The following is a 24921-nucleotide window of genomic DNA, read 5'->3' as shown; positions in this document are numbered from 1 at the left end:
GGTCAATGCTCCCTTGCAATCAGTCATGCGGCAGCCCCATCTCTTCGAGCAGGCGTTCGGCGTGGTCCACCTCGTCCATCGTCCAGCGCATGTAGCGCGCGTCGACGTGGATCGAGCGGGTCAGCGCGGGGTTGAAGATCCAGTCCGCGCTCAGGCTTTCGTAGTTGCCGTCGAACAGCAGGCCGACCAGCTCGCCGCGCGCGTTGAGTGTCGGCGAGCCGGAGTTGCCGCCGGTGGTATCGACGTCGCTGAGGAAGTTGACCGGCACGTCGCCGAGTTCGGCGACCCGATACTGCGCGCCCTTGCCCTGCGCGATGGCGTCGAGCTCGGACTGCGGCGAGATGAAGGGTTCCTTGCCGGTGGTCTTGGCGACGATGCCGGCCAGGGTGGTGAACGGCTTCATTTCCACGCCGTCGCGCGGCGAGTAGCCGCGCACGGTGCCGAAGGTGATGCGCAACGAGCTGTTGGCGTCCGGGTAGACCGGGCGGCCCTGCGAGGCGTTGAAGTCGATCATCGCCTGCATGTACTGCGGGCGCAGCGCCTGGATGCGGCCGCTGCGGGCCTCGCCTTCGTCTTCAAGGCGCAGGATCGCCGGCATCACCTTCGCCGCGAACTGCAGCGCGGCGTCGCCGGACGCGTCGATCGCGGCCTTGTCGGCCTTCCACCACTGCAGGCGAGCAGCTTCGTCGCCAAGCTTTGAGCCGGCGTAGAGCGCGTCGAGCTTCGCATCGAGGCCCGGGATGGTCTTGTCGTTGGCGCCGATGCCCAGCCATGCGTCCAGCTCGGGCACGCGCTGGTCGGCCGGCACGCGGCTGGCGTAGCGCTGCAGGCGCAGCGCCATGATCGCCTTGTCGACCTTGGCGTCGTAGCGCTTGTCCATCGACTTCAGGCGGCCTTCCATGCGCGGCGCGTCGCGGTCCTGGTAACCGCTCTCGCGCTCCGCATCCGGCTTGGCCTGCTCGATCGCGTTGCGGTACAGCTGCACCGCCACGCCCGCCAGCCCGCCGCCGACCGCGCCGTTGAACCACTGGTCGCGTTCGCGGGTGGCGCGCTGCGCCGCCAGTTCCTGCTCCAGTGCGGCGATCGCCGCGGTCTGGGTCTTGCCGGCGTCGCCGCGGCCGGCCAGCCACGCCTTGAGCTCATCCTCGCGCGCGCGCTTCGCACCCACCGGGTTGTCCATCTTCGCGAAGCCGTCGAGCTGGCCCTGGAACAGCTTCATCGCATTGTTGAGCCCGGCGATGGTCGACGCATATTTCAGCGCCGCGGCCTTGTCGCCCTGCGTGGTGCGGTCGATGGTGGCGAGGTAGTCCTTCAGGTAATCGACCAGCATCGGGTACTCCCAGCTGATCGCGTCGTTGACTTCGTCCGCCAGGCGGTAACGGTTGGTCGAGCCCGGGTAGCCGGTGACCATCACGTAGTCGCCGGCCTTCAGGTCGTCCTGGGCCACGGTCAGCCAGCTCTTGGGCTGGTACGGCACGTTGTCCTTCGAGTAAGCGGCCGGTTTGCCGTCCTTGCCCACATAGGCGCGCAGGAAGCTCCAGTCGCCGGTGTGGCGCGGCCATTCGAAGTTGTCCTCGTCGCCGCCGAACTTGCCGATCGACTCCGGCGGCGCGTACACCAGCCGCACGTCGCGGATTTCCAGCTGCCGGATCAGCGAGAACTGCAGGCCGCCGTTGAAGTTGTAGACGTTGCAGCGCAGGCCGCCGGGCTTTTCGCATTCGGCGACCAGCGCCTTGCGGCGCGCGTCGATGGCGTCGAAGCGGGCCTTGCCCTCCATGTCGGCCGCCAGGTCGCCGGTGACCTGGTCGGTGACGTCGCGGATGTCCTGGGTGACGTAGATGCGGGCGTTGGGATCGGCCGGCAGTTCGTCGGCGAAATCCTTGGCCACGAAGCCGTCCGCCAGCAGGTCGCGCTCGGGCGTGGAGTTGTACTGGATCGCACCGTAGCCGCAGTGGTGGTTGGTCACCACCAGGCCCTTGGGCGAGACGAAGCTGGCGGTGCAGCCGCCGAGGCTGATCACCGCGTCGAGCGGCTTGGCGGCGAGGTTGGAGAGGTCCGCCGGCGGCATCTCGAGCCCGCGCGCCTTGAGCTGGGCGGCCAGCTCGGGCATCTGTTTGGGTTCCCACATGCCTTCATCGGCACTGGCGGCGGTGGACAACAGGGCGACGGCCAGGGCCGCAGGCAGGATGCGCAGGGACACTTTCACTCCTCGAAAAAAGACGGTTGCAAGGCAAACCCCGGACCATAGACACAGCGGGGCCGGGGAGGCAAATGCCGGCGGTCATGGCGGGGCCGGCATCGGGGCCGGGCGGTACAATCGCATATCCGTCCGGACCCCAGGCCATTCCATGTCGCCCATCGCCAGCCAGCCCCTGCAGATCCCCTCGACCATGAAGGCGCTGGTCAAGCGCGAAGCCGCCAAGGGCATCTGGATGGAGGAGGTTCCGGTTCCGCAGGCGGGCCCGAACGAGGTCCTGATCAAGCTCGAGAAGACCGCGATCTGCGGCACCGACCTGCACATCTACCTGTGGGACGAGTGGAGCCAGCGCACGATCAAGCCCGGACTGGTGATCGGCCACGAATTCGTCGGCCGCATCGTCGAGATCGGCCCCGGCGTGAACGGCTACGCAATCGGCCAGCGGGTCTCGGCCGAGGGCCACATCGTCTGTGGTCACTGCCGCAACTGCCGCGCCGGCAAGCAACACCTGTGCCCGAACACCGTTGGCATCGGCGTCAACCGCGACGGCGCGTTCGCCGAATACATCGTGATGCCGGCCAGCAACCTGTGGCCGATCCCGGACCAGATCCCGTCGGAACTGGCCGCGTTCTTCGACCCCTACGGCAACGCCGCGCACTGCGCGCTGGAGTTCGACGTGGTCGGCGAGGACGTGCTGATCACCGGCGCAGGCCCGATCGGGGTGATGGCCGCCGGCATCTGCAAGCACATCGGCGCGCGCAACGTGGTCGTGACCGACGTCAACGACTACCGGCTCAAGCTGGCCGCCGACATGGGCGCCACGCGCGTGGTCAACGTCACCAACCAGTCGGTCAAGGACGTGATGGCCGACCTGCACATGGAAGGCTTCGACGTGGGCCTGGAGATGAGCGGCAACCCGCGCGCGCTCAACGACATGCTCGACTGCATGTACAACGGCGGCAAGGTCGCCCTGCTCGGCCTGCAGCCCAAGGGCGCCGGCATCGACTGGGACCGGGTGATCTTCAAGGGCCTGACCCTGCAGGGCATCTACGGCCGGCGCATGTACGAGACCTGGTACAAGATGACGCAACTGGTGCTGTCCGGCTTCCCGCTGGGCAAGGTGCTCAGCCACCAGTTGCCGGTGGACGAATTCCAGAAGGGCTTCGACCTGATGGAATCGGGCAAGTCCGGCAAGGTCGTGCTGAGCTGGAATTGAGCGCCCCGCCGCTTCCCGTGGGAGCGGCTTCAGCCGCGAGCTTTTATACGGCGGCGTCAAAGGCTCACGGCCGAAACCGCTCCTGCAAGATCAATGTTATGGAACCGCCATGTCCCTGACCCAACGCTACGCCGACACCCTCGACGAGATCCGCGACGCCGGCCTGTTCAAGGCCGAGCGCATCATCACCAGCCCGCAGTCGGCCGAGATCACGCTGGAAGATGGCCGCACGGTGCTGAACTTCTGCGCCAACAACTATCTGGGCCTGGCCGACCACCCGGACATCATCGCGGTCGCCAAGCAGGCGCTCGACACGCACGGCTTCGGCATGGCCTCGGTGCGCTTCATCTGCGGCACCCAGGACCTGCACAAGCAGCTGGAGAAAACCATCTCCGACTTCTTCGGCAAGGGCGACACGATCCTCTACGCCGCCTGTTTCGATGCCAACGGCGGCCTCTACGAACCGCTGCTGGGCGAGGAGGACGCGATCATCTCCGACGCGCTCAACCACGCCTCGATCATCGACGGCGTGCGCCTGTGCAAGGCCAAGCGCTTCCGCTACGCCAACTGCGACATGGCCGACCTGGAGAAGCAGCTGCAGGCCGCCGATGCCGCGGGTGCCCGGACCAAGCTGATCTCCACCGACGGCGTGTTCTCGATGGACGGCTTCATCGCCCCGCTCGACGAGATCACCGCGCTGGCCGCGAAGTACGGCGCGCTGGTGCACATCGACGAATGCCACGCCACCGGCTTCCTCGGCAAGACCGGGCGCGGTTCGGCCGAAGTGAAGGGCGTGCTGGACCGCATCGACATCATCACCGGCACCCTCGGCAAGGCGATGGGCGGCGCGCTGGGCGGCTTCACCACGGCGAAGAAGGAAGTGATCGAACTGCTGCGCCAGCGTTCGCGCCCCTACCTGTTCTCCAATTCGCTGCCGCCGCACGTGGTCGCCGCGGGCATCAAGGCCTTCGAGATGCTCGACGCCGCGGGCGACCTGCGCGAACAACTGGCGAAGAACACCGCGTACTTCCGCGAGAAGATGACCGCGGCCGGCTTCGACCTGAAGCCGGGCGTGCATCCGATCAGCCCGGTGATGCTGTACGACGCGCCGCTGGCGCAGAAGTTCGCGCAGCGGTTGCTCGAGGAAGGCATCTACGCGATCGGTTTCTTCTTCCCTGTCGTGCCCCAGGGCCAGGCACGGATCCGCACCCAGATCAGCGCCGCGCACACGCGCGAGCACCTGGACCGCGCGATTGATGCGTTCACCCGCATCGGCCACGAGTTGAGCGTGATCAAGGCCTGAGCCGCCGCAACCCTGTGCTCTTGCAGGACCGGCTCCAGCCGCGGGCTTTTTCCAGCCAACCCGGCACCGGGACCAGGAGTTTGCGGCTCAGCCGCTCCCCCAAGACCCGCCCGGCGATTACGGCGTGGTGGGCTTTTCGGCTTCGGCGGCCGGTTCCGTCGCGGCCGGCACATCCGCCGCAGGCACGGTGCCATCGGCGGCGGGTGTCGCGGCCGGTGGTGTCGCAGCCGCCGCCGGGGTCGCACCCTTGGCGACCCGCACGCCGCGGGACTGCATCCACGCACTGAACTCGTCGGCCGTCATGCGCTTGCCGTTCTGGCTCATGTCGAAGCGCCAGGGCGTGTTGTCGAATTCGGTCTTCGGCTTGTAGGCGGCCGGGTCGTCGGCCTTGATCGCGCTCGGCGCGGGCATCGCCTTGGCGACGTTCTGGCAGCCTTCGATCCGCAGGCGCAGCAGCACCTGGTCGGCGGACTGGGATTCGTCGTAGGCCTGGCTCAGCACGCTGACCTGCGTTCCCAGCTGGTACGCGGAGGCGGCGAGTTCGCTGGACACGGGCGCGATTACGGTCGCGCGCAACGGTGTGGCCTGCGGCACACTCGTGGACGGACACTGCACCGCCGCGTGCGCGAACCCCGGCACGAGCATCAGGCACAGCAGGGAAACGACCGTCTTGCGCATGTCCAGCACCCTCTTTTCGATGCCCGCGAGTGTAGGTGCGGCGCGCGGATCGGACAAGCCTTGCGCGCGTTTGTTCATGTGAAACGTGAACATCAGCGGGAATGCCCCGGCGGAAAAAACGAAGCCCGGCGTGAGCCGGGCTTCGGGGACTACTTGGAACCTCGAACTCAGTTCTGGACGTTGAGCTCGGTGCGGCGGTTGCGCGCACGGCCTTCCGGATTGTCCGAACCGTCGTCGTTGGTGTTCGGCGCGATCGGGCGGCTCTCGCCGTAACCCACCGGGCCCACCAGGCGACCGGCGTCGATGCCGTTGCTGGTCAGGTAGTCATACACGGCGCTCGCGCGACGCTCCGACAGGGCCTGGTTGTACGCGTCGGTACCCTTCGAGTCGGTGTGGCCAGCCACTTCGACGCGCAGGTCCGGGTAACGCTTCAGGATCTCGATCGCCTCGTTCAGGATCGCCACCGCGTCCGGACGCAGGGTCGACTTGTCGAAGTCGAAGTTCACGCCCTTCAGGTCGATCGACACCGGCACCGGGCAGCCGTCCGGACCGATGGTCTGGCCAGCCTGCGAATCCGGGCACTTGTCGTCGCAATCGTTCACGCCGTCGCCGTCGCTGTCCATGTCGGCGCAGCTCGGAGCGGCAGGTGCCGGGGCGACCGGGGCGGTCGGCTCCGGACCCAGCGGGATCACCACGCCAACCGACGCGAGGATGTCGCCGAACCAGTCTTCCTGCGGAGCGGCGAAGCTGGCGTCGTTGAAGTCGGCACGGTAGGCCAGTTCGGCGCGGACGCCGACGCGACGGGCCAGGGTGCTCTGCACGCCGGCGCCGACCTTGGCGGCGAAGTTGCCGTCCTCGACCTGGCCGGGGGAGTTCGGGCTCGGGAACGCATCGAACTCTTCTTCCGAGCGCTGGTAGCCCAGGCCCATCAGCAGGTACGGGTTCCAGCTGCGGCCTTCGGCGATGAAGTGGCGACGCAGGTCCATCGAGATACCGTACTGGCTCCAGTTCAGGTCGTCGTTGGCTTCGAGATTCGGATTCTGGTAGTTCAGCTCGCCGTCGATCGACCAGTTGGGGCTGATGAACTTGCCCAGGCCGATGGTGCCGAACGGCACGCTGTCGGTACCACGGTCGCTGTCCTGGAAGTTGTAGCCGACGCTGCCGGTCAGGTACCAGCGATCGTCGAATTCCTGTGCATCGGCGGCCTGCGCGAAGGCAAGGCCCGCGAGAAGGGCAACACTTAACAGGCGGATCTTCATTGCAGACTCCTTGATTGGAAACTTTTGGACGGAACTAATGAGGTCAGCGGTACTTGAACTCCGTGCGGCCATCCCCTCAGAGCCACGTGAGCGGCGCGATAATACCGTATTAGCACAATCTTAACCATACTCGAAGGCCGGGAAAGCCAGGAAAACGAAGCCCGGCGTGAGCCGGGCTTCGGGGACCACTTGGAACCTCGAACTCAGTTCTGGACGTTGAGCTCGGTGCGGCGGTTGCGCGCACGGCCTTCCGGGTTGTCCGAACCGTCGTCGTTGGTGTTCGGCGCGATCGGGCGGCTCTCGCCGTAACCTACCGGGCCCACCAGGCGACCGGCATCGATGCCGTTGCTGGTCAGGTAGTCATACACGGCGCTCGCGCGACGCTCCGACAGGGCCTGGTTGTACGCGTCGGTACCCTTCGAGTCGGTGTGGCCAGCCACTTCGACGCGCAGGTCCGGGTAACGCTTCAGGATCTCGATCGCCTCGTTCAGGATCGCCACCGCGTCCGGACGCAGGGTCGACTTGTCGAAGTCGAAGTTCACGCCCTTCAGGTCGATCGACACCGGCACCGGGCAGCCGTCCGGACCGATGGTCTGGCCAGCCTGCGAATCCGGGCACTTGTCGTCGCAATCGTTCACGCCGTCGCCGTCGCTGTCCATGTCGGCGCAGCTCGGAGCGGCAGGTGCCGGGGCGACCGGGGCGGTCGGCTCCGGACCCAGCGGGATCACCACGCCAACCGACGCGAGGATGTCGCCGAACCAGTCTTCACCGTCGTCGTGGTTCGGATCGCTGGCCAGCGCGCCATAGCTGTCGTTGTCCGCATCGATCCGGTACGCCAGTTCGGCGCGGACGCCGACGCGGCGCGCCAGGGTGCTCTGCACGCCGACGCCGAGCTTGCCGGCAACATGGCCGTCCTCGCGCTGCAGCGGCGAATTCGGGTTCGGGAAGTTGTCGACCTCTTCCTCGGCGCGCTGGTAGCCCAGGCCGGCCAGCAGGTAGGGATTCCAGCTGCGGCCTTCGGCGATGAAGTGGTAGCGCGCGTCGAACGAGATGCCGTACTGGCTCCAGTTCAGGTCGTCGTTCGCGTCGTTATTCGGGTTCTGGTAGTTCAGCTCACCGTCGATCGACCAGTTCGGGGTCAGGAACTTGCCCACGCCGATGGTGCCGAAGGGGGCATCCTTGGTCTGGCGGTCATTGTCCTGGAAGTTGTAGCCGACGCTGCCGGTGAGGTACCAGCGATCGTCGAACTCCTGCGCATTGGCGGCCTGCACGAAGCCGATACCGGCGAGCAGTGCGGCACAAAGCAGTTTCTTGTTCATTCGGGTTCAGCTCCTTTGATTCAGGGGAAGGCTTTACTTGTTTCGATTTGTCTTTGTTGTCGTTCAGACGGCCGCAGGGAACGCCCGGCGCAACCCTAGGGCGATTGCCGTGAAGGCGCTGTTAACGCCTGCGTAACAGGTCCGCTGAACGGGTCATTATTGTTGGTAAAGCTGAATGAATTCGGAAACAGGGAGCGCGTCGAGCGCCGCGGGATCCGCGGCAAGCGCCATCAGGCGATCCACCCTGTCCTGCGCGAGATGCGCCCGCAGCGCGCTTTCGCACTTGTCCATCAGCACCGGGATGCCCTCGGCGCGGCGCTTGCGGTGGCCGATCGGATAATCGATCGACACCTTGTCCGTCGAACTGCCGTCCTTGAAGAACACTTGCACCGAGTTGCCGATGTAGCGCTTGTCGGCGTCGAAGTAATCCTTGGTGAACTGCGGGTTCTCGGACACCGTCATCTTTTCGCGCAGGGCATCGATGCGCGGGTCGGCGGCGATGTCGTCGTTGTAGTCGCCGGCGGTCAGGCGGCCGAAGATCAGCGGCACGGCGACCATGTACTGGAGGCAATGGTCGCGGTCGGCGTAGTTGGCCAGCGGGCCGGTCTTGTCGATGATGCGCACGCCGGCTTCCTGGGTCTCGATGACGATCTTCTCGATGTCATCGATGCGGTCCTTGACCTGGCCGTGCAGCTGCATCGCGCACTCCACCGCCGTCTGGGCGTGGAACTCGGCCGGGTAGCTGATCTTGAACAGGACGTTCTCCATCACGTAGCTGCCGAACGGGCGCTCGAACTGGAACTCCTTGCCGCCGAAGGCGATGTCGTAGAACCCCCAGGTCTTGACCGACAGCGCGCTCGGGTAGCCGACCACCTTCTTGTCGACGGCATTGATCGCATGGATCACCGCGCGGCGGCAGGCGTCGCCCGCGGCCCAGCTCTTGCGCGGCCCGGTGTTGGGCGCGTGGCGGTAGGTGCGCAGCACGCCGTTGTCGATCCACGAATGCGAGACCGCGTTGATCACCTCCTCCTTGCTGCCGCCGAACATCGCGGTGGCGACCGCGGTCGAGGCCAGGCGGACCAGGATCACGTGGTCGAGGCCGACGCGGTTGAACGAGTTCTGCAGCGCGTACACGCCCTGGATCTCGTGCGCCTTGATCGCCCAGCCCAGCACGTCGCGTACGGTCAGGCCCTTGCCGCCTTCCTTCTCGGCCTTGCGCGACAGCCAGTCGGCGACGGCGAGGATGGTGCCGAGGTTGTCGGACGGATGGCCCCACTCGGCCGCCAGCCAGGTGTCGTTGAAGTCGAGCCAGCGCACCTGGGTGCCGATGTTGAACGCGGCCTGGGCCGGGTCGAGCTCGAACGCCGTGCCCGGCACGCGCGCGCCGCCGGGGATCTCGCCGCCAGGGACCAGCGGGCCGAGGTGCTTCACGCAATCGGGGAACTTCATCGCCAGCATCGCGCAGGCCAGCGAGTCGAGCAGCATGTAGCGCGCGGTGTCGTAGGCCTCCTGCGAATCGATCTTCGCATCGATGACGTAATCGGCGATATCGACCATCGGCTGGTCGGGATCGGGGCGGGCGGCGGAACGGACGTCGGTACTGGTCATGATCGGCCCATGCAGAAAGGACACAGTCATTGTGCGACGACAGGTGTGGTTGCCACGTGTGGCCTCGCGGGCTGGCGAATCAGGCGAGGATCATGCGGCCGCAGCTCCCACCAGTGTTTGCGCAGCCGCGTTGGACGGCGCGGCAGGTCGCCTCCCCCTTACAACGTCCCTGCGGGAACCCGCACCGCACCCTCCATCAGCACCCGCGCGCTGCGGCTCATGATCGCCTTGGTGACGGTCCATCGTCCGTCGACCTGCCGCGCCTGCGCGCCGACCCGCAGCGTGCCGGACGGGTGGCCGAAGCTCACTGACTCGCGCTCGCCGCCGCCGGCTGCCCGGTTGACCAGGGTGCCGGGGATCGATGCCGCGGTGCCGATGGCGACGGCGGCCGTACCCATCATCGCGTGGTGCAGCCTGCCCATCGACAGCGCGCGCACGTGCAGGTCGATCTCGCCGGCGGCGATCGCCTTGCCGCTGGAGGACACGTAGTCCTGCGCCGGCGCGACGAAGGCGACCTTGGGCGTGTGCTGGCGCGTGGCCGCATCCGCAACCTGCGCGATCAGGCCCATGCGCACCGCCCCGGCGGCGCGGATCGCCTCGAATCGTGCCAGCGCGGCCGCGTCCTCGTTGATCGCGGCCTGCAGCTCGGTACCGCGGTAACCCAGCTCGGCGGCGTCGAGGAAGATTGTCGGGATGCCGGCATTGATCATCGTCGCCGTGAACCTGCCCACGCCGGGCACGTCCAGCTCGTCGACGAGGTTACCGGTCGGGAACATGCCCGCCGCCGCGCCATCGCCTTCGTCCGCGTCGGAGGGGTCGATGAATTCCAGCCTGATCTCGGCGGCCGGGAAGGTGACGCCGTCGAGTTCGAAGTCGCCGGTCTCCTGCACCTGGCCGTTGGCGACCGGCACGTGCGCGATGATCGTCTTGCCGATGTTGGCCTGCCAGATGCGCACCACCGCGGTGCCGTCGCGGGGCACGCGCGCCGGATCGACCAGGCCGTTGGCGATGGCGAACGGACCGACCGCGGACGACAGGTTGCCGCAGTTGCCGCTCCAGTCGACGAAGGCCTTGTCGATGGCGACCTGGCCGTAGAGGTAGTCGACGTCGTGGTCGGGCACCGACGCTTTCGAGAGGATCACGCACTTGCTGGTGCTCGACGTCGCCCCGCCCATGCCGTCGGTGTGCTTGGCGTAGGGATCGGGCGAGCCGATCACGCGCATCAACAGCGCATCGCGCGCGGGCCCCGGCACCTGCGCCGCCTGCGGCAGGTCCTGCAGGCGGAAGAACACGCCCTTGCTGGTGCCGCCGCGCATGTAGGTTGCGGGGATGCGGAGTTGGGGGACATGCGGCATGGACGGGCTCCGGGACTTGGGGATGCGACGCGGAATGATTCTGGTGCGGGGCGCGACGAGTACGATCCGCCTACGCCACCTGCGACGCGTCGAAGAAGTCGTTGGCGAAACGCTGCAGCACGCCGCCGGCTTCATAGATCGAAACTTCCTCCGCGGTATCCAGGCGGCAGGTGACCGGCACGTCCAGCCGCTCGCCGTCCTTGCGGTGGATCAGCAGCGTCAGCGCCGCGCCCGGCGCCGGCGTTCCGCCGACGTCGAAGGTCTCGGTACCGTCGATGCCGAGCGTGTTGCGATCGGTGCCGGGCAGGAACTCCAGCGGCAGCACGCCCATGCCGATCAGGTTGGTGCGATGGATGCGCTCGAAGCCTTCGGCGGCGATCGCCTCCACCCCTGCCAGTCGCACGCCCTTGGCGGCCCAGTCGCGCGAGCTGCCCTGGCCGTAGTCGGCGCCGGCGATGATGATCAGCGGCTGCTTGCGGTCCATGTAGGTTTCGATCGCCTCCCACATGCGCATGACCTGCCCTTCCGGCTCGACTCGCGCCAGCGAACCCTGGCGCACGTTGCCGGCCTTGTCGCGCACCATCTCGTTGAGCAGCTTCGGATTGGCGAAGGTTGCGCGCTGTGCGGTGAGGTGGTCGCCGCGATGGGTCGCGTAGGAATTGAAGTCCTCCTCCGGCAGGCCCATCTTCGCCAGGTATTCGCCGGCGGCGCTGGTCGGCAGGATCGCATTCGACGGCGACAGGTGGTCTGTGGTGATGTTGTCGCCGAGCACGGCCAGCGGACGCATCCCGGTGAGCGTGCGCTCGCCGGCCAGCGCGCCTTCCCAGTACGGCGGGCAGCGGATGTAGGTGCTCTGCGGGCGCCAGTCGTACAGCGGTTCGGCCTTGCGGTTGCGTTCGACGCGTACGTTGAACATCGGCTCGTACACCTGGCGGAACTGTTCGGGCCTGACATATTCGCGCACGACCGCGTCGATCTCCTCGTCGCTCGGCCACAGGTCCACGAGCCTGACCGCCTGGCCCTGCAGGTCGGTGCCCAGTACGTCCTTCTCGATGTCGAAACGCATGGTGCCGGCGATCGCATAGGCGACCACCAGCGGCGGCGAAGCGAGGAAGGCCTGCTTGGCATACGGGTGGATGCGGCCATCGAAGTTGCGGTTGCCTGACAGCACAGCGGTGGCATGGAGGTCGCGCTCGATGACCTCCTTCTGGATCGCCGGGTCGAGTGCGCCGCTCATGCCGTTGCAGGTGGTGCAGGCAAAACCGACGATGCCGAAGCCCAACTGCTCCAGCTCGGGCAGCAGCTTCGATTCTTCCAGGTACAGCTGCACCGCCTTCGAACCTGGTGCCAGTGAGGTCTTGACCCATGGCTTGCGCACCAGGCCCAGCGCGTTGGCCTTCTTCGCCAGCAGGCCGGCGGCGACGACGTTGCGCGGGTTGGAGGTGTTGGTGCAGCTGGTGATGGCGGCGATGATCACTGCGCCGTCGGGCATCAGGCCCTGCGCTTCCTCGGCGCGCGCGGCGTCGAGGTTGCCGGCGATGCCGCGCTCCGCCAGCGCCGAGGTCGGCAGGCGCCGGTGGGGGTTTGACGGGCCGGCCATGTTGCGGGTGACGGTCGACAGGTCGAACGCCAGCGTGCGCTCGTACTGCGCGGTCGCCAGCGCATCGGCCCACAGGCCGGTGTGCCTGGCGTACGTCTCCACCAGCCGGACTTGTTCGTCGTCGCGGCCGGTCAGGCGCAGGTAGTCGATGGTGTTGTCGTCGATGAAGAACATCGCCGCAGTCGCGCCGTACTCGGGCGCCATGTTGGAGATCGTCGCGCGGTCGCCCAGAGTGAGCACGGACGCGCCTTCGCCGCGGAATTCCAGGTACGCGCCGACCACCTTAGACTGGCGCAGGAACTCGGTCAGCGCCAGCACGATGTCGGTGGCGGTGATTCCCGGCTGCGGACGACCGCCGAGTTCGATGCCGACGATCTCCGGCAGCCGCATCCACGATGCGCGGCCGAGCATCACGCTTTCCGCCTCCAGCCCGCCGACGCCCACCGCGATCACGCCCAGCGCGTCGACGTGCGGGGTGTGGCTGTCGGTACCGACGCAGGTGTCGGGGAACGCCACGCCGTCGCTCACGTAGACCACCGGCGACATCTTCTCGAGGTTGATCTGATGCATGATCCCGTTGCCCGGAGGGATCACGTCGACGTTGCGGAATGCATGCCGGGTCCACTCGATGAAGTGGAAACGGTCCTCGTTGCGGCGATCCTCGATCGCCCGGTTCTTGCCGAACGCGTCCTTGTCGAAGCCCGCCGCCTCCACCGCCAGCGAGTGGTCGACGATCAGCTGGGTCGGCACCACCGGATTGACCAGGGCCGGGTCGCCGCCACGCTTGGCAATCGCGTCACGCAGGCCGGCCAGGTCGACCAGCGCGGTCTGGCCGAGGATGTCATGGCACACAACGCGGGCCGGGAACCACGGAAAGTCGCGGTCGCGGCGACGCTCGACCAGTTGGGTCAGATAGTCGACCAGCCTGGCAGGGTCGGCGCGACGCACGAGATTCTCCGCATGCACGCGCGAGGTGTACGGCAGGCCGTCGTAGGCCCCAGGCCTGATCGCCTCGACCGCGGCACGCGTGTCGAAATAGTCGAGTTCGGTGCCGGGCAGCGGCTTGCGGTAGTCGGTGTTCATGGCAGGCAGGGGGTCTCTGGCAGGGGGCGGGGCGCAGGCGCGCCGACCAGGCCCATCGCGCAATGGGGCCCCGGGCGCCACAACGGCGGACGTAAGGAGATGTCGTCATTTTGCCAGAGCGCGCTCCCACGGCGGGTTTTCGCCGAACTTGCCGGCAAGGAAGTCCGTGAACGCCCGCACCCGCGGCGGCACGAGGCGCCGCTGCGGCATCACGGCATAAATGCCGCTGTCGGCGATCGCGTGGTCCGGCAGCACCACCTGCAGGCGGCCGGCGTGGAGGTCCTCGCACACATGCCAGGTCGAATGCAGGGCGATGCCGAGGCCGGCCACCGCCGCGTCGCGGACCACTTCGCCGAAATTGGTCTCCAGGCGCCCCTGCACGCGGACCACGGTGTCATGGCCGTCACGGTCGCGCAGCCGCCAGGTGTCCTGGCGCCCCTGGCTGCCGGACAGCAGGATGCATTCGTGCCGGGCCAGGTCCGCGGGCGTGCGCGGCATGCCGTGCCGGCGCAGGTAATCGGGCGCGGCGCACAGCACCCGGCGGTTGCTGGCCAGCTTGCGCGCGACCAGGGTGGAGTCGTCGAGCGCGCCGATCCGGATCGCGAGGTCGAAGCCGGCGCTCACCAGGTCGAGCGTCTGGTCGCTCAGGTCGATGCTGACCCGCAGTCGCGGGTGCATGAGCAGGAATTCGGGCAGCAGCGGGGAGACGTACAGGCGCCCGAACGAGGCCGACGTGGTCACGCGCAACGTCCCGGACACCTCCGTCGCCGACTGGCGCAGGCCGCTGGTCAGCGCTTCCAGGTCCTCGACCAGCACCCGCCCCTGCTCGGCCAGCGCGATGCCCTCGGGCGTGGGATGCAGGCGGCGGGTGGTCCGGTGCAGCAGGCGCACGCCCAGTGCGCGTTCGAGCCGCTTCAGGCGCTGGCTGGCCACCGCCACCGAGAGGTCGAGGCTGCGCGCGGCGGCGCTGATCGAGCCCAGGTCGAGCACGCGCAGGAACAGGCCGATGTCGCTGATCCGGTCATCCATTATCAATAGTTCATTGACATTGATTCGCCATCTTGGCTGTTTCTGCTGAAGATGCAACGGCCTAGGCTGCGCGCTTCCCGTTCCGGAACCGCCCATGGCCACCGCCACCCTCGCCGCCCCTCCCCGCATGCCGTTGGCCGTCTACGCGCTGACGGCCGGCGCGTTCGGCATCGGCACCACCGAATTCGTGATCATGGGCCTGCTGCAACAGGTGGCCGCCGATCTCCAGGTGACCATCGCCGCGGCCGGGCTGCTGATTTCCGGCTATGCGCTGGGCGTGTTCGTCGGTGCGCCGCTACTGACCGTCGCCACCGCGCGGCTGCCGCGCAAGGCGGTGCTGGTGGCGCTGATGGTGGTGTTCACGCTGGGCAACCTCGCCTGTGCGCTGGCGCCGGACTATGCCTGGCTGATGGCCGCGCGCGTGCTGACCTCGCTTGCCCACGGCACCTTCTTCGGCGTCGGCGCCGTGGTGGCAACCGGGCTGGTCGCGCCCGATCGCAAGGCTTCGGCGATCTCGGTCATGTTCACCGGCCTGACCGTCGCCACCCTGCTCGGCGTGCCGGCCGGGGCGTGGCTGGGCCTGCACCTGGGCTGGCGGGCGACATTCTGGGCAGTGGCGGCAGTCGGCGTGGTGGCGACGCTGGTGATCGCCACGCTGGTGCCGGCCGACCGCGGTGCAACCGAAGCCACGTCCCTGCGCGGCCAGCTGTCGGTGGCGCGCCGGCCGCAGGTGCTGCTCGGCCTGCTGACGACGGTGCTGGGTTTCGCCGGCGTGTTCACGGTCTTCACCTACATCGAACCGATCCTGACCCGCGTCACCGGATTCGCCGACCGCGCGGTGTCGCCGGTGCTGCTGGTGTTCGGCGTCGGCATGATCCTCGGCAACGTGCTCGGCGGGCGCCTGGCCGATCGTCGGTTGATGCCGGCGTTGCTCGCCACCCTCGCCGCGCTGGCGCTCGTGCTCGGCGCGATGGGTTTCGCGCTGCACTTCAAGCCGGCGGCGGTGCTGTTCACAGGCCTGCTGGGCGCGGCCGCGTTCGCCACCGTGTCGCCGCTGCAGCTGTGGGTGCTGCGCCGCGCGACGGGCGGCGAAGCATTGGCCTCGAGCCTCAACATCGGCGCGTTCAACCTCGGCAATGCGCTCGGCGCCTGGCTGGGCGGCGTGGTCATCGTCCACGGCCCCGGCCTCGGCGCGGTGGCCTGGGCGGCGATGCTGGTAACGCTGGGCGGATTGGGCGTCGCGCTGTGGGCGCGCGCGCTGCAGCGGCGCGGCGACAGCCACGACAACGCCGGCGCTTCCCCCACCGCGGCCATCGCGCAGGCACGTGCCTGCGACGCGACTGCCTGAACTTCCACCTTCCCGAAGGAGCCCGTCATGCCCTTTACCCGAGTCGCCATTCCCGCCGGAACATCGCCCGCGCACAAGGCCGCCATTGCGCGCGGCGTGCATGAGGCGATGGTCGCGGCGATCGGCATTCCCGAGGACGATTTCTTCCAGCTGCTGTCGGAGTACCAGCCCGGCGATTTCCTGTTCGACCGCGGCTTCCTCGGCCTGCAGCGCTCCGACGGCCTGGTGGTCGTCCAGATCACCCTGCGGCGCGGACGCAGCGACGCGATGAAGCGCGATCTCTATGCACGCATCGCCGCCAACCTCGGACAGGCCGCGGATATCCGCCCGCAGGACGTGTTCGTCTATCTCAACGAGAACGACTTCTCCGACTGGTCCGTCGGCGGAGGCCGGATGAGCATGGAAATCACGATGCAGCGGGAGGCGGACGCATGAGCGGCATCGATGCGGCGATGGAATACCGCCACCTCGGCGCCTCGGGCCTGAGAGTCTCCGCGCTCGGTTTCGGCGCCGGCACGTTCGGCGGCAAGGGGCCGCTGTTCAGCGCCTGGGGCAATACCGACGTGGAACAGGCGCGGCGCATCGTCGACATCAGCCTCGATGCCGGCGTCAACCTGTTCGATACCGCCGACGTGTATTCCGACGGCGCGTCCGAGTCGATCCTCGGCGCGGCGATCAAGGGCCGCCGCGACCGGGTGATCCTCTCGACCAAGACGTCGTTGCGCCTCGGCGACGGCCCGAACGATATCGGCTCGTCGCGCCACCACCTGCTCACTGCGGTCGACAACGCGCTGCGACGGCTCGGCACCGATTACATCGACCTGCTGCAACTGCACCATTTCGATGCGATGACGCCGGTCGAGGAAACGCTGTCCACGCTCGACGGCCTGGTCCGCGCCGGCAAGCTGCGCTACCTCGGCGCGTCGAATTTCTCCGGCTGGCAGCTGATGAAGTCGCAGGCCATCGCCGACCGTCGCGGCTATCCGCGCTTCGTCGCCAACCAGGCGTACTACTCGCTGGCCGGCCGCGACTACGAATGGGAACTGATGCCGCTGGGACTCGACCAGGGCATCGGCGCCGTGGTGTGGAGCCCGCTGGGCTGGGGCCGGCTCACCGGCAAGATCCGCCGTGGCCAGCCGCTGCCCGAAGGCAGCCGCCTGCACGACACCGCCGGTTTCGCACCGCCGGTCGACGAGCAACGCCTGTATCGCATCGTCGACGCGCTGGACATCGTTGCGGAGGAAACGGGAAAGACCGTGCCGCAGGTCGCCTTGAACTGGCTGCTGCAACGGCCCACCGTATCGAGCGTGCTGATCGGCGCACGCAACGAGGCGCAGCTGGAACAGAACCTCGGCGCGATCGGCTGGAACCTCGATGCCGCACAGGTGGCGCGCCTCGACGCCGCCAGCGCCGTCACGCCGCCTTATCCCTACTACCCGTACTGGAACGGGCAGTTCGCCGAGCGCAGCCCCGCGCCCGTGCCCGTCCACCCCGCTTCGCAGGAGTCCGCATGAAAGCCGTCGCCCTCACCCGCTACCTTCCGATCGACGACCCGCAATCGCTGCTCGACGTCGAGTTGCCGAAGCCGTCGGCGCCCACCGGCCATGACCTGCTGGTGCGGGTCGAGGCGGTGTCGGTCAATCCGGTCGATACCAAGGTGCGTGCGCCCAAGCCGCAGGTCGAAGCGGCACCGAAGGTGCTGGGCTTCGACGCCGCGGGCGTGGTCGAGGCCGTCGGCGAGCAGGTCACCGGCTTCAAGCCCGGCGACGAGGTCTATTACGCCGGCGACATCACCCGCCCGGGCAGCAACGCCGAGTACCAGCTGGTCGACGCGCGCATCGTCGGCCACAAGCCGAAGTCGCTCGACTTCGCCCACGCGGCCGCGCTGCCATTGACCGCGCTCACCGCGTGGGAGCTGCTGTTCCAGCGCATGCCGTTCGACCCGGAGCACGGCGGCGATGGCAAGGCGCTGCTGGTGATCGCGGGCGCCGGCGGCGTCGGTTCGATCGCGATCCAGCTGGCGCGGCGCGCAGGCTTCACCGTGGTCGCCACCGCTTCGCGCGCGGAAACCACCGAATGGTGCAAGGCGATGGGCGCGCACCATGTCATCGACCACCGCCAGCCGCTGGCGCCACAGCTGGCGGCGCTGGGATTCGAACAGGTCGATGCGGCGATCAACCTCGCCGACACCACCCGCTACTGGGAAGCGCTCGGCGAACTGCTGGCGCCGCAGGGCCACGTCGGCCTGATCGTCGAGCCGTCGGCACCGCTGAACATCGGCGACCCCTACAAGCTCAAGTGCATCGGCATCCACTGGGAGCTGATGTTCACGCGCCCGCGCTTCCGGACCGCCGACATGGGCGAACAGGGCCGCATCCTCGAACGCGTCGCGGCGCTGGTCGATGCCGGCGAACTGCGCAGCACCCACACCGAAACCCTGGGCCGCATCGACGCGGCCACCCTGCGCGAGGCGCATCGGCGGCTGGAATCGGGTGGCACGATCGGCAAGCTGGTGCTGGCGGGATGGTGATGGACGCGGCGATGGGCCGGCCGAGCCGGTTGCAGTGAACATTCCCATGACGAGCGGGATCGTGGTGCGCGGCACCGCCCTGCCGATCGGCTGAAAAATCCTTGCACGGCTGTCATCTCGAGCGCAGCGGGAAATCTTCGCGGCGATGCCGGTCAATCCGGATCAATTGATTTCCCGGGATTCCTCGCTGCGCTCGGAATGACAAACCCGGGTTGGCCAGGCCATTCCGGGGGTTGCCGACGCAGACGCACAGGTTGCCGCCCGGGCCCTTTCCCGGCATCGTGGCCCGCTCCATACGCCAACGCACGCCTGCATGTCCGACGCCACGCCCTATCCGCACCTGTTCGCGCCGCTGGACCTGGGCTTCACCACGCTGCGCAACCGGGTGCTGATGGGCTCGATGCACACCGGGCTGGAAGACCACCGCCGCGATTTTCCGAAGCTCGCGGCGTATTTCGCCGAACGCGCCGAGGGCGGCGTCGGGATGATGGTCACCGGCGGCTTCTCGCCGAACCTGGTCGGCTGGCTGAAGCCCTTCGCCAGCAAGCTCAGCTGGCCGTGGGAAGCCCACAAGCATCGCCAGGTCACCGCGGCGGTGCACGCGCACGACGCGAAGATCTGCCTGCAGCTGCTGCATGCGGGTCGCTACGCCTACCACCCGCTGTCGGTATCGGCGTCGAAGCTCAAGGCGCCGATCAATCCCTTCACTCCGCGCGCGCTGTCGGCAAGCGGCGTCGAACGCCAGATCGATGCCTTCGCCACCGCGGCGAAACTCGCACGCGACGGCGGCTACGACGGCGTCGAGGTGATGGGCTCGGAAGGCTACCTGCTGAACCAGTTCACCGTCGCCCGCACCAACAGGCGCGACGACCGCTGGGGTGGCAGCGTCGAGAACCGGATGCGCTTCGCGGTGGAGATCGTACGGCGCGTGCGCGAGGCCTGCGGGCCCGACTTCATCGTGATCTACAGGCTGTCGATGCTGGATCTGGTCGACGGCGGAAACGACTGGAACGAGATCATCGCGCAGGCGAAAGCGGTGGAAGCGGCCGGCGCGACGATCATCAACACCGGCATCGGCTGGCATGAAGCGCGCGTGCCCACCATCGCCACCTCGGTGCCGCGCGGCGCATTCGCCGGCGTCACCGCGAAGCTGCGGCCGCACGTGGCGCTGCCGCTGGTAGCCACCAACCGCATCAACATGCCCGACGTGGCCGAACGCATCCTCGCCGGCGGCGGCGCGGACATGGTGTCGATGGCGCGACCGTTGCTCGCCGACCCGCAATGGGTAGCCAAGGCGCGCGCCGGCAACGCAAACGCGATCAACACCTGCATCGCCTGCAACCAGGCCTGCCTGGACCACGTGTTCCAGAACAGGAAGGCCAGTTGCCTGGTCAACCCGCGCGCCTGCGCGGAGACCGAACTGAACTACATGCCCACGCCTGCGCCAAAACGCGTCGCCGTGGTCGGCGCCGGCCCCGCGGGCCTGGCCTGCGCGACGATCGCCGCCGCGCGCGGGCATCGCGTCACCCTGTTCGATGCCGCGGACGAGATCGGCGGCCAGTTCAACCTGGCCAAAACAATCCCCGGCAAGGAAGAGTTCCACGAGACCCTGCGCTACTTCCGCCACCGCATCGACGAGACCGGGGTGGAGCTGCGGTTGTCGACAGCGGCCACGCCGGAACTGCTGGCCGGCTTCGATCATGTCGTGCTCGCCACCGGCGTGACGCCGCGCAAGGTCGATTTCCCCGGCCACGATCACCCAAAGGTGGTCGGTTATCTCGACGTACTGCAGCGGCGCGTCGTGCCCGGTGCGCGCGTGGCCATCGTCGGCGCCGGCGGCATCGGTTTCGACGTGGCCGAGTTCCTCGCCCAGGACGCGCCCTCGCCGAGCCTGGATCCCGCGCGTTGGATGGCCGAATGGGGCGTGGATACACACTTCAATGCCCGCGGCGGCCTCGTGCCGGCGCGGCCCGAGCCGTCGCCGCGCCAGCTGTGGTTGCTGCAACGCACCGCCGGCAGGCCCGGCGCGCGGCTGGGCAAGACCACCGGCTGGATCCACCGTGCCACCCTGAAGGCCAAGGGCGTGCGCATGCTGGGCGGCGTGGAGTACCTGGGCGTGGATGACGACGGCCTGCGCGTGCGCATCGACGGCACCGAGCAACGACTGGCCGTGGACCACGTGGTCGTGTGCGCCGGGCAGGAATCGCGACGCGACCTGCTGGCCCCGCTGGAGGCCGCTTCGATCCCGGTCCAAGTCATCGGCGGCGCGGACGTGGCCGCCGAACTCGACGCCAAGCGCGCAATCGCGCAGGCCGCGCGCGTGGCCGCAGCACTCTAGCTGCGGCGCTCCACCGCACAATCCAGAATAAAAACTCCAATCCAATCAAGGATTTTCCGAACCCCCTGTTCAGGTAGCGTTGGGAAACCGACCGCTACCGTGCGCCAACTTTTCCCGCCGCCCGATTCTGGCGGGACCGGCCCGGACCGCCCTTCTGCGGTCTTCGGAGCCCGGGCGAAAGCGCCATAGAGCCGCTGCCCTCCCCAATACGCCATGTCCGTTGGCAACACTGAACCCCGAGGGGTGCGGTGAGCCGACGGGCGCAACGCAGCAAGGAGTTGTTCGATGAAACTGGCCTGGATCCTGTGGTTGGCCTCCGTCTTGCCGCCGCAAGCCGCCGATTCGCTCTGCCTCAGCACCACGGTGTACCTGGAGGCCCGCGACCAGTCCGACCGTGGCCAGCAGGCCGTGGCCGAGGTTGCCCTGCGCCGCCAGGACAGCGGCCTGTGGGGCGAGTCGATGTGCGAGGTGGTCACCGCGCGCAAGCAGTTCGCGCCGTCGCTGGTGTCGCCCAATACCCGCCTGGGCAACGTCGAGGCCTGGTCGCAGGCGGTGACGGTGGCGATCGAATCCGAGCGCAACTGGGCCCTGCCGGCCGGCGAGCGCAAGGAAATCGTGCCCGGCGCCAGTCATTTCATGGCGCACGACATCGCCAGCCCAAGCTGGCGCAACGCCTACCAGGTCGCGACCATCGGCGGCCACACTTTCCTCAAGGTCCAGGACCTCAAGCCGCGCCGCGGCTGAGTTCCAGCGCCGGGCCACCGCGCGACGCTCCGTTCCGCCGGCGTGACTGCACCGTCACGCACCGCCTGCATCATCATGGTCGTTTGGCCCACGGAGTCGTCACATGAAACTGTATTACTCGCAAGGCGCGTGTTCGCTCGCTGACCATATCGTGCTCGAATGGATCGGCAAGCCGTACGAGGCCATCCGCGTCTCGCGCGATGAGCGCAAGACGCCCGGATTCCTCAAGCTCAACCCGGCCGGCGCGGTCCCGGTGCTGCAGGACGGCGACTGGGTGCTGACCCAGAACGCGGCGATCCTCAATTTCCTCGCTGACAGTTTTCCCGAAGCGGGCCTCGGCGGCGACGGCACGCCCAAGGGCCGCGCCGAAGTGAACCGCTGGCTGGCGTTCGTCAATTCCGACATGCATCCGGCGTTCAAGCCGCTGTTCGGCACGATCGCGTGGCTCGAGGACGATGCCGCCATCGAGAAGGGCAAGGGCGTGGCACGCAAGACGCTGCGCGGCATGTTCGAACGCGCCGATGCGCAGCTTGCAGGCAACGACTGGATCGCCGGCAGCCGCTCGATCGCCGATCCGTACCTCTACGTGGTGACGCGCTGGGCGAAGGCGAACGACATCGACCTGTCGGGACTGGACAACCTCGCACGCTTCGTCGAGCGCATCGAGTCCGACGCCGCGGTACGGAAGGTGCTGGGGGAAGAAGGCCTGGCCTGACTCCCTGCCACGTCGCACAAAGAAAAAGCCGCGCAAAAGCGCGGCTTTTTCGTGTTCCCGGGCCCGGCGCGGTCAGCGCTTGCCGATCGGCACGTAATCGCGGTCTTCCGGGCCGGTGTAGTTGGCGCTCGGGCGGATGATCTTGCCATCCTCGCGCTGCTCGATCACATGCGCACTCCAGCCTGCGGTGCGCGCGATCACGAACAACGGCGTGAACATCGGCGTCGGCACGCCCATCATGTGGTAGCTCGACGCGCTGTACCAGTCGAGGTTCGGGAACATCTTCTTCATGTCCATCATGACGTTCTCGATCCGCTCGGACACGTCGAACAGGGTCATGTTGCCGCCGTCGTGGCACAGCCTGCGCGCGATCTCCTTGATGATCGGGTTGCGCGGGTCGCCGATGGTGTAGACCGGGTGGCCGAAGCCGATCACGATCTCCTTGCGCTCGACGCGCGCGCGGATGTCGGCTTCTGCTTCGTCGGCATTGGCATAGCGCGAGATGATGTCCATCGCCACTTCGTTGGCGCCGCCGTGCTTCGGGCCACGCAGCGCGCCGATCGCGCCGGTGATGCACGAATGCATGTCTGACCCGGTGCCGGCGATCACGCGCCCGGTGAACGTGCTGGCGTTGAACTCGTGCTCGGCATACAGGATCAGCGACTTGTCCATCGCGTCGGCATGCAGCTCGCTGGGCGGCTGCCCGTGCAGCAGGTGCAGGAAGTGCGCGGCGATCGAATCGTCATCGGTCTCCACGTCGATGCGGCGGCCATTGCGGGTGAAGTGCCACCAGTACAGCAGCATCGAACCGAAGCTGGCCATCAGCCGGTCGGCGATGTCGCGCGCCTCGGCCGCCGGATGGCCGTCGCGCTCCGGCAAGACCGTGCCGAGCACCGAGCAGCCGGTGCGCATCACGTCCATCGGATGGGCGTTGGCGGGTACCAGCTCCAGCGCCTCATGCACGATCGCGGGCAGCCCGCGCAGGCGCTTGAGCTTGGCCTTGTAGGCCTTGAGCTGCGACGCGGTGGGCAGCGCGCCGTGCACCAGCAGGTGCGCAACCTCCTCGAACGTGGACTTGGTGGCCAGGTCGTGGATGTCGTAGCCACGGTAATGCAGGTCATTGCCGCTGCGACCCACCGTGCACAGCGCGGTATTGCCGGCGGCGGTGCCGGACAGGGCCACCGACTTCTTCGGCTTCGGCAGGGTGGACAGGGTCTCGCTCATCGGCATGCTCCGGTCGTGTTTGCTTTGCGATCCGGCCATTTTACGGCTTTCGGCGATGCGCCTGTCCGCTTCGCGCCGGCACCCGCGTTGGCAATGACGAGGGCGCGATGCCAGGGACGGTATCGCCAGCCACGCGACATGCGGCCCGGGCCCGCATCGCGGACCAACGCGCCGGTGGGGTCTGGCCAGAGGGGGTGGCTCGGACCATGGGACTTCTCTCCAGGCCCGCCGGCCGACTATTCCATCCGCGGGCGCGGCGACTTCTCGGGTCGCCGCGCGCCCCGGCTGCCTATTCCTTCGCGAACAGCTCGTCGAGCTTCTGCTCGTAGGCGTGGTAGCCGAGGAAGTCATAGAGCTCGGCGCGCGTCTGCAGGCGATCGATGATGTGCTTCTGCGTGCCTTCGCGGCGCACGGTTTCGTAGAAACCGAGCGCGGCCTTGTTCATCGCGCGGTATGCGCCGCAGCAGTACAGCGCGATGTCGACGCCGGCATCGCGCAGCTCGTCGGTGGTGAAGAACGGCGTGGAGCCGAACTCGGTGAGGTTGGCGAGGATCGGCACCTTCACCGCGGCCTTGAAGCGGCGGTAGTCGTCGAGCGTGCCCATCGCTTCGGGGAAGATCATGTCGGCGCCGGCCTCGACGTAGGCCACCGCGCGTTCGATCGCAGAATCCACACCCTCGCTCGCCGCCGCGTCGGTGCGCGCCATGATCACGAAGCCGGCATCGGTGCGCGCATCCACCGCGGACTTGATCCGGTCGACCATCTCCGCCTCCGGCACCACTTCCTTGCCCGGGCGATGCCCGCAACGCTTCTGCCCGACCTGGTCCTCCATGTGCACGGCGGCCACGCCAACCCGCTCGAAGTTGCGGATGGTGCGCGCAATGTTGAACGCCCCGCCCCAGCCGGTATCGATGTCGACCAGCAGCGGCATGCCGGTGGCATCCACGATCCGGCGCGCGTCGATCAGCACGTCTTCCATCGTGCTGATGCCCAGGTCCGGCATGCCCAGCGAATTGGCCGCCACGCCGCCGCCCGACAGGTACAGCGCCTTGTAGCCGGTGCGTTTCGCCATCAGTCCGGCGTAGGCGGTGATCGCACCCATGACCTGCAGCGGGGATTCTTCTTTGATGGCGGCGCGGAAGCGCGCACCTGCGGAAACTTGCGACATATGGCTACCTACCTGTGGGGCGGGCGCTGGCCCGCCATTGGATCGACGAAACGCATCCGCAAGGCGGGCGGCGCCCGCTCTACGCGAACGCCATTTTAGCGGAGCGGCTGGAAGACCGCCCGGAGCAGCACGCACCACGGATGCCGCGCTTCAAGCTTTGTCGCAACGGTGTCCCACGCCACTGCCGAAACCCGCAAACGGAAACGC

General features: G+C 67.8%; 19 protein-coding genes. 9 read left to right on the top strand and 10 right to left on the bottom strand.

What is annotated here, in order from left to right:
• Positions 1-19 precede the first annotated feature (19 nt).
• Positions 20-2200 (bottom strand): S46 family peptidase, encoded by a 2181-nt coding sequence (locus ACTJIL_RS01580; RefSeq protein ID WP_440753844.1) that lies wholly within the window; start codon positions 2198-2200, stop codon positions 20-22.
• Positions 2201-2378: 178 nt separating this feature from the next.
• Between ACTJIL_RS01580 and tdh the strand changes: the two genes are divergently transcribed.
• Both tdh and kbl read left to right on the top strand, forming a co-directional pair.
• The gene (gene tdh, locus ACTJIL_RS01575) at positions 2379-3413 is read left to right on the top strand and encodes an L-threonine 3-dehydrogenase (protein WP_440755813.1); all 1035 of its coding nucleotides are present in this window, start codon (positions 2379-2381) and stop codon (positions 3411-3413) included.
• Between the two features lie 109 nt (positions 3414-3522).
• A complete protein-coding gene (kbl, locus tag ACTJIL_RS01570) occupies positions 3523-4716 on the top strand; it encodes a glycine C-acetyltransferase (RefSeq protein WP_440753843.1) in 1194 nt (397 codons plus the stop codon).
• Positions 4717-4833: 117 nt separating this feature from the next.
• On the opposite strand, the gene ACTJIL_RS01565 is transcribed toward kbl, so the two are convergent.
• The 7 genes from ACTJIL_RS01565 to ACTJIL_RS01535 all read right to left on the bottom strand — a co-directional run bounded on the left by ACTJIL_RS01565 (position 4834) and on the right by ACTJIL_RS01535 (position 14647).
• Positions 4834-5394, bottom strand: coding sequence for a hypothetical protein (locus tag ACTJIL_RS01565; protein WP_440755812.1), 561 nt, complete (start codon positions 5392-5394; stop codon positions 4834-4836).
• A 167-nt stretch (positions 5395-5561) separates the two neighbouring features.
• Positions 5562-6653 carry an OmpA family protein gene (locus ACTJIL_RS01560; RefSeq protein ID WP_440753842.1) on the bottom strand — a complete coding sequence of 364 codons (1092 nt, stop codon included), beginning with the start codon at positions 6651-6653 and terminating at the stop codon, positions 5562-5564.
• A gap of 203 nt (positions 6654-6856) precedes the next feature.
• The gene (locus tag ACTJIL_RS01555) at positions 6857-7972 is read right to left on the bottom strand and encodes an OmpA family protein (protein ID WP_440753841.1); all 1116 of its coding nucleotides are present in this window, start codon (positions 7970-7972) and stop codon (positions 6857-6859) included.
• Positions 7973-8128: 156 nt separating this feature from the next.
• A complete protein-coding gene (locus ACTJIL_RS01550; protein WP_440753840.1) occupies positions 8129-9580 on the bottom strand; it encodes a bifunctional 2-methylcitrate dehydratase/aconitate hydratase in 1452 nt (483 codons plus the stop codon).
• A 158-nt stretch (positions 9581-9738) separates the two neighbouring features.
• A complete protein-coding gene (gene prpF, locus ACTJIL_RS01545; protein ID WP_440753839.1) occupies positions 9739-10935 on the bottom strand; it encodes a 2-methylaconitate cis-trans isomerase PrpF in 1197 nt (398 codons plus the stop codon).
• Positions 10936-11005: 70 nt separating this feature from the next.
• The gene (gene acnD, locus ACTJIL_RS01540) at positions 11006-13618 is read right to left on the bottom strand and encodes a Fe/S-dependent 2-methylisocitrate dehydratase AcnD (protein ID WP_440753838.1); all 2613 of its coding nucleotides are present in this window, start codon (positions 13616-13618) and stop codon (positions 11006-11008) included.
• A 105-nt stretch (positions 13619-13723) separates the two neighbouring features.
• Positions 13724-14647: a LysR family transcriptional regulator gene (locus ACTJIL_RS01535; protein ID WP_440753837.1), complete on the bottom strand. Its 924-nt coding sequence runs from the start codon at positions 14645-14647 to the stop codon at positions 13724-13726.
• A 94-nt stretch (positions 14648-14741) separates the two neighbouring features.
• Here ACTJIL_RS01535 and ACTJIL_RS01530 point away from each other — a divergent pair, with 94 nt between their 5' ends.
• From ACTJIL_RS01530 to ACTJIL_RS01500, 7 genes are all read left to right on the top strand, one after another.
• Positions 14742-15995, top strand: coding sequence for an MFS transporter (locus ACTJIL_RS01530; RefSeq protein ID WP_440753836.1), 1254 nt, complete (start codon positions 14742-14744; stop codon positions 15993-15995).
• Positions 15996-16022: 27 nt separating this feature from the next.
• A complete protein-coding gene (locus ACTJIL_RS01525; RefSeq protein WP_440753835.1) occupies positions 16023-16430 on the top strand; it encodes a tautomerase family protein in 408 nt (135 codons plus the stop codon).
• Positions 16431-16447: 17 nt separating this feature from the next.
• Positions 16448-17509 (top strand): aldo/keto reductase, encoded by a 1062-nt coding sequence (locus ACTJIL_RS01520; RefSeq protein WP_440755811.1) that lies wholly within the window; start codon positions 16448-16450, stop codon positions 17507-17509.
• Positions 17506-18525, top strand: coding sequence for a zinc-binding alcohol dehydrogenase family protein (locus tag ACTJIL_RS01515; protein ID WP_440753834.1), 1020 nt, complete (start codon positions 17506-17508; stop codon positions 18523-18525). The genes ACTJIL_RS01520 and ACTJIL_RS01515 overlap by 4 nt, the downstream gene beginning before the upstream one ends.
• Before the next feature lie 313 nt (positions 18526-18838).
• On the top strand, positions 18839-20863 hold the full coding sequence (locus ACTJIL_RS01510; RefSeq protein WP_440753833.1) for an oxidoreductase: 2025 nt from the start codon (positions 18839-18841) through the stop codon (positions 20861-20863).
• A gap of 285 nt (positions 20864-21148) precedes the next feature.
• Complete coding sequence (locus tag ACTJIL_RS01505) at positions 21149-21607, top strand: cell wall hydrolase (protein WP_440753832.1); 459 nt, start codon at positions 21149-21151, stop codon at positions 21605-21607.
• Between the two features lie 103 nt (positions 21608-21710).
• Positions 21711-22322 carry a glutathione S-transferase family protein gene (locus tag ACTJIL_RS01500; protein WP_440753831.1) on the top strand — a complete coding sequence of 204 codons (612 nt, stop codon included), beginning with the start codon at positions 21711-21713 and terminating at the stop codon, positions 22320-22322.
• Positions 22323-22394: 72 nt separating this feature from the next.
• Here ACTJIL_RS01500 and prpC read toward each other — a convergent pair whose 3' ends face one another.
• Together prpC and prpB are read right to left on the bottom strand one after the other, a co-directional pair.
• Positions 22395-23546, bottom strand: coding sequence for a bifunctional 2-methylcitrate synthase/citrate synthase (gene prpC / locus ACTJIL_RS01495; protein WP_440753830.1), 1152 nt, complete (start codon positions 23544-23546; stop codon positions 22395-22397).
• A gap of 289 nt (positions 23547-23835) precedes the next feature.
• On the bottom strand, positions 23836-24714 hold the full coding sequence (prpB, locus tag ACTJIL_RS01490; RefSeq protein WP_440753829.1) for a methylisocitrate lyase: 879 nt from the start codon (positions 24712-24714) through the stop codon (positions 23836-23838).
• Positions 24715-24921 lie beyond the last annotated feature (207 nt).

Origin of the sequence: Luteimonas sp. 22616 (assembly GCF_052044325.1) — a bacterium.
In the GTDB taxonomy this organism is placed as follows: domain Bacteria; phylum Pseudomonadota; class Gammaproteobacteria; order Xanthomonadales; family Xanthomonadaceae; genus Luteimonas.
The sequence above is the reverse complement of the archived record's forward strand: the minus strand, read 5'-3'. Positions and strand labels throughout refer to the sequence as shown.

What these genes read in the sequence shown, in the direction of transcription:
- ACTJIL_RS01565 (WP_440755812.1), bottom strand. Translation starts at nt 5,394, where the DNA reads ATGCGCAAGACGGTCGTTTCCCTGCTGTGCCTGATGCTCGTGCCGGGG.
- ACTJIL_RS01515 (WP_440753834.1), top strand. Translation starts at nt 17,506, where the DNA reads ATGAAAGCCGTCGCCCTCACCCGCTACCTTCCGATCGACGACCCGCAA.
- ACTJIL_RS01510 (WP_440753833.1), top strand. Translation starts at nt 18,839, where the DNA reads ATGTCCGACGCCACGCCCTATCCGCACCTGTTCGCGCCGCTGGACCTG.
- ACTJIL_RS01535 (WP_440753837.1), bottom strand. Translation starts at nt 14,647, where the DNA reads ATGGATGACCGGATCAGCGACATCGGCCTGTTCCTGCGCGTGCTCGAC.
- ACTJIL_RS01555 (WP_440753841.1), bottom strand. Translation starts at nt 7,972, where the DNA reads ATGAACAAGAAACTGCTTTGTGCCGCACTGCTCGCCGGTATCGGCTTC.
- ACTJIL_RS01520 (WP_440755811.1), top strand. Translation starts at nt 16,448, where the DNA reads ATGGAATACCGCCACCTCGGCGCCTCGGGCCTGAGAGTCTCCGCGCTC.
- ACTJIL_RS01525 (WP_440753835.1), top strand. Translation starts at nt 16,023, where the DNA reads ATGCCCTTTACCCGAGTCGCCATTCCCGCCGGAACATCGCCCGCGCAC.
- prpC (WP_440753830.1), bottom strand. Translation starts at nt 23,546, where the DNA reads ATGAGCGAGACCCTGTCCACCCTGCCGAAGCCGAAGAAGTCGGTGGCC.
- ACTJIL_RS01560 (WP_440753842.1), bottom strand. Translation starts at nt 6,653, where the DNA reads ATGAAGATCCGCCTGTTAAGTGTTGCCCTTCTCGCGGGCCTTGCCTTC.
- ACTJIL_RS01500 (WP_440753831.1), top strand. Translation starts at nt 21,711, where the DNA reads ATGAAACTGTATTACTCGCAAGGCGCGTGTTCGCTCGCTGACCATATC.
- ACTJIL_RS01550 (WP_440753840.1), bottom strand. Translation starts at nt 9,580, where the DNA reads ATGACCAGTACCGACGTCCGTTCCGCCGCCCGCCCCGATCCCGACCAG.
- prpB (WP_440753829.1), bottom strand. Translation starts at nt 24,714, where the DNA reads ATGTCGCAAGTTTCCGCAGGTGCGCGCTTCCGCGCCGCCATCAAAGAA.
- acnD (WP_440753838.1), bottom strand. Translation starts at nt 13,618, where the DNA reads ATGAACACCGACTACCGCAAGCCGCTGCCCGGCACCGAACTCGACTAT.
- ACTJIL_RS01505 (WP_440753832.1), top strand. Translation starts at nt 21,149, where the DNA reads ATGAAACTGGCCTGGATCCTGTGGTTGGCCTCCGTCTTGCCGCCGCAA.
- prpF (WP_440753839.1), bottom strand. Translation starts at nt 10,935, where the DNA reads ATGCCGCATGTCCCCCAACTCCGCATCCCCGCAACCTACATGCGCGGC.
- kbl (WP_440753843.1), top strand. Translation starts at nt 3,523, where the DNA reads ATGTCCCTGACCCAACGCTACGCCGACACCCTCGACGAGATCCGCGAC.
- ACTJIL_RS01530 (WP_440753836.1), top strand. Translation starts at nt 14,742, where the DNA reads ATGGCCACCGCCACCCTCGCCGCCCCTCCCCGCATGCCGTTGGCCGTC.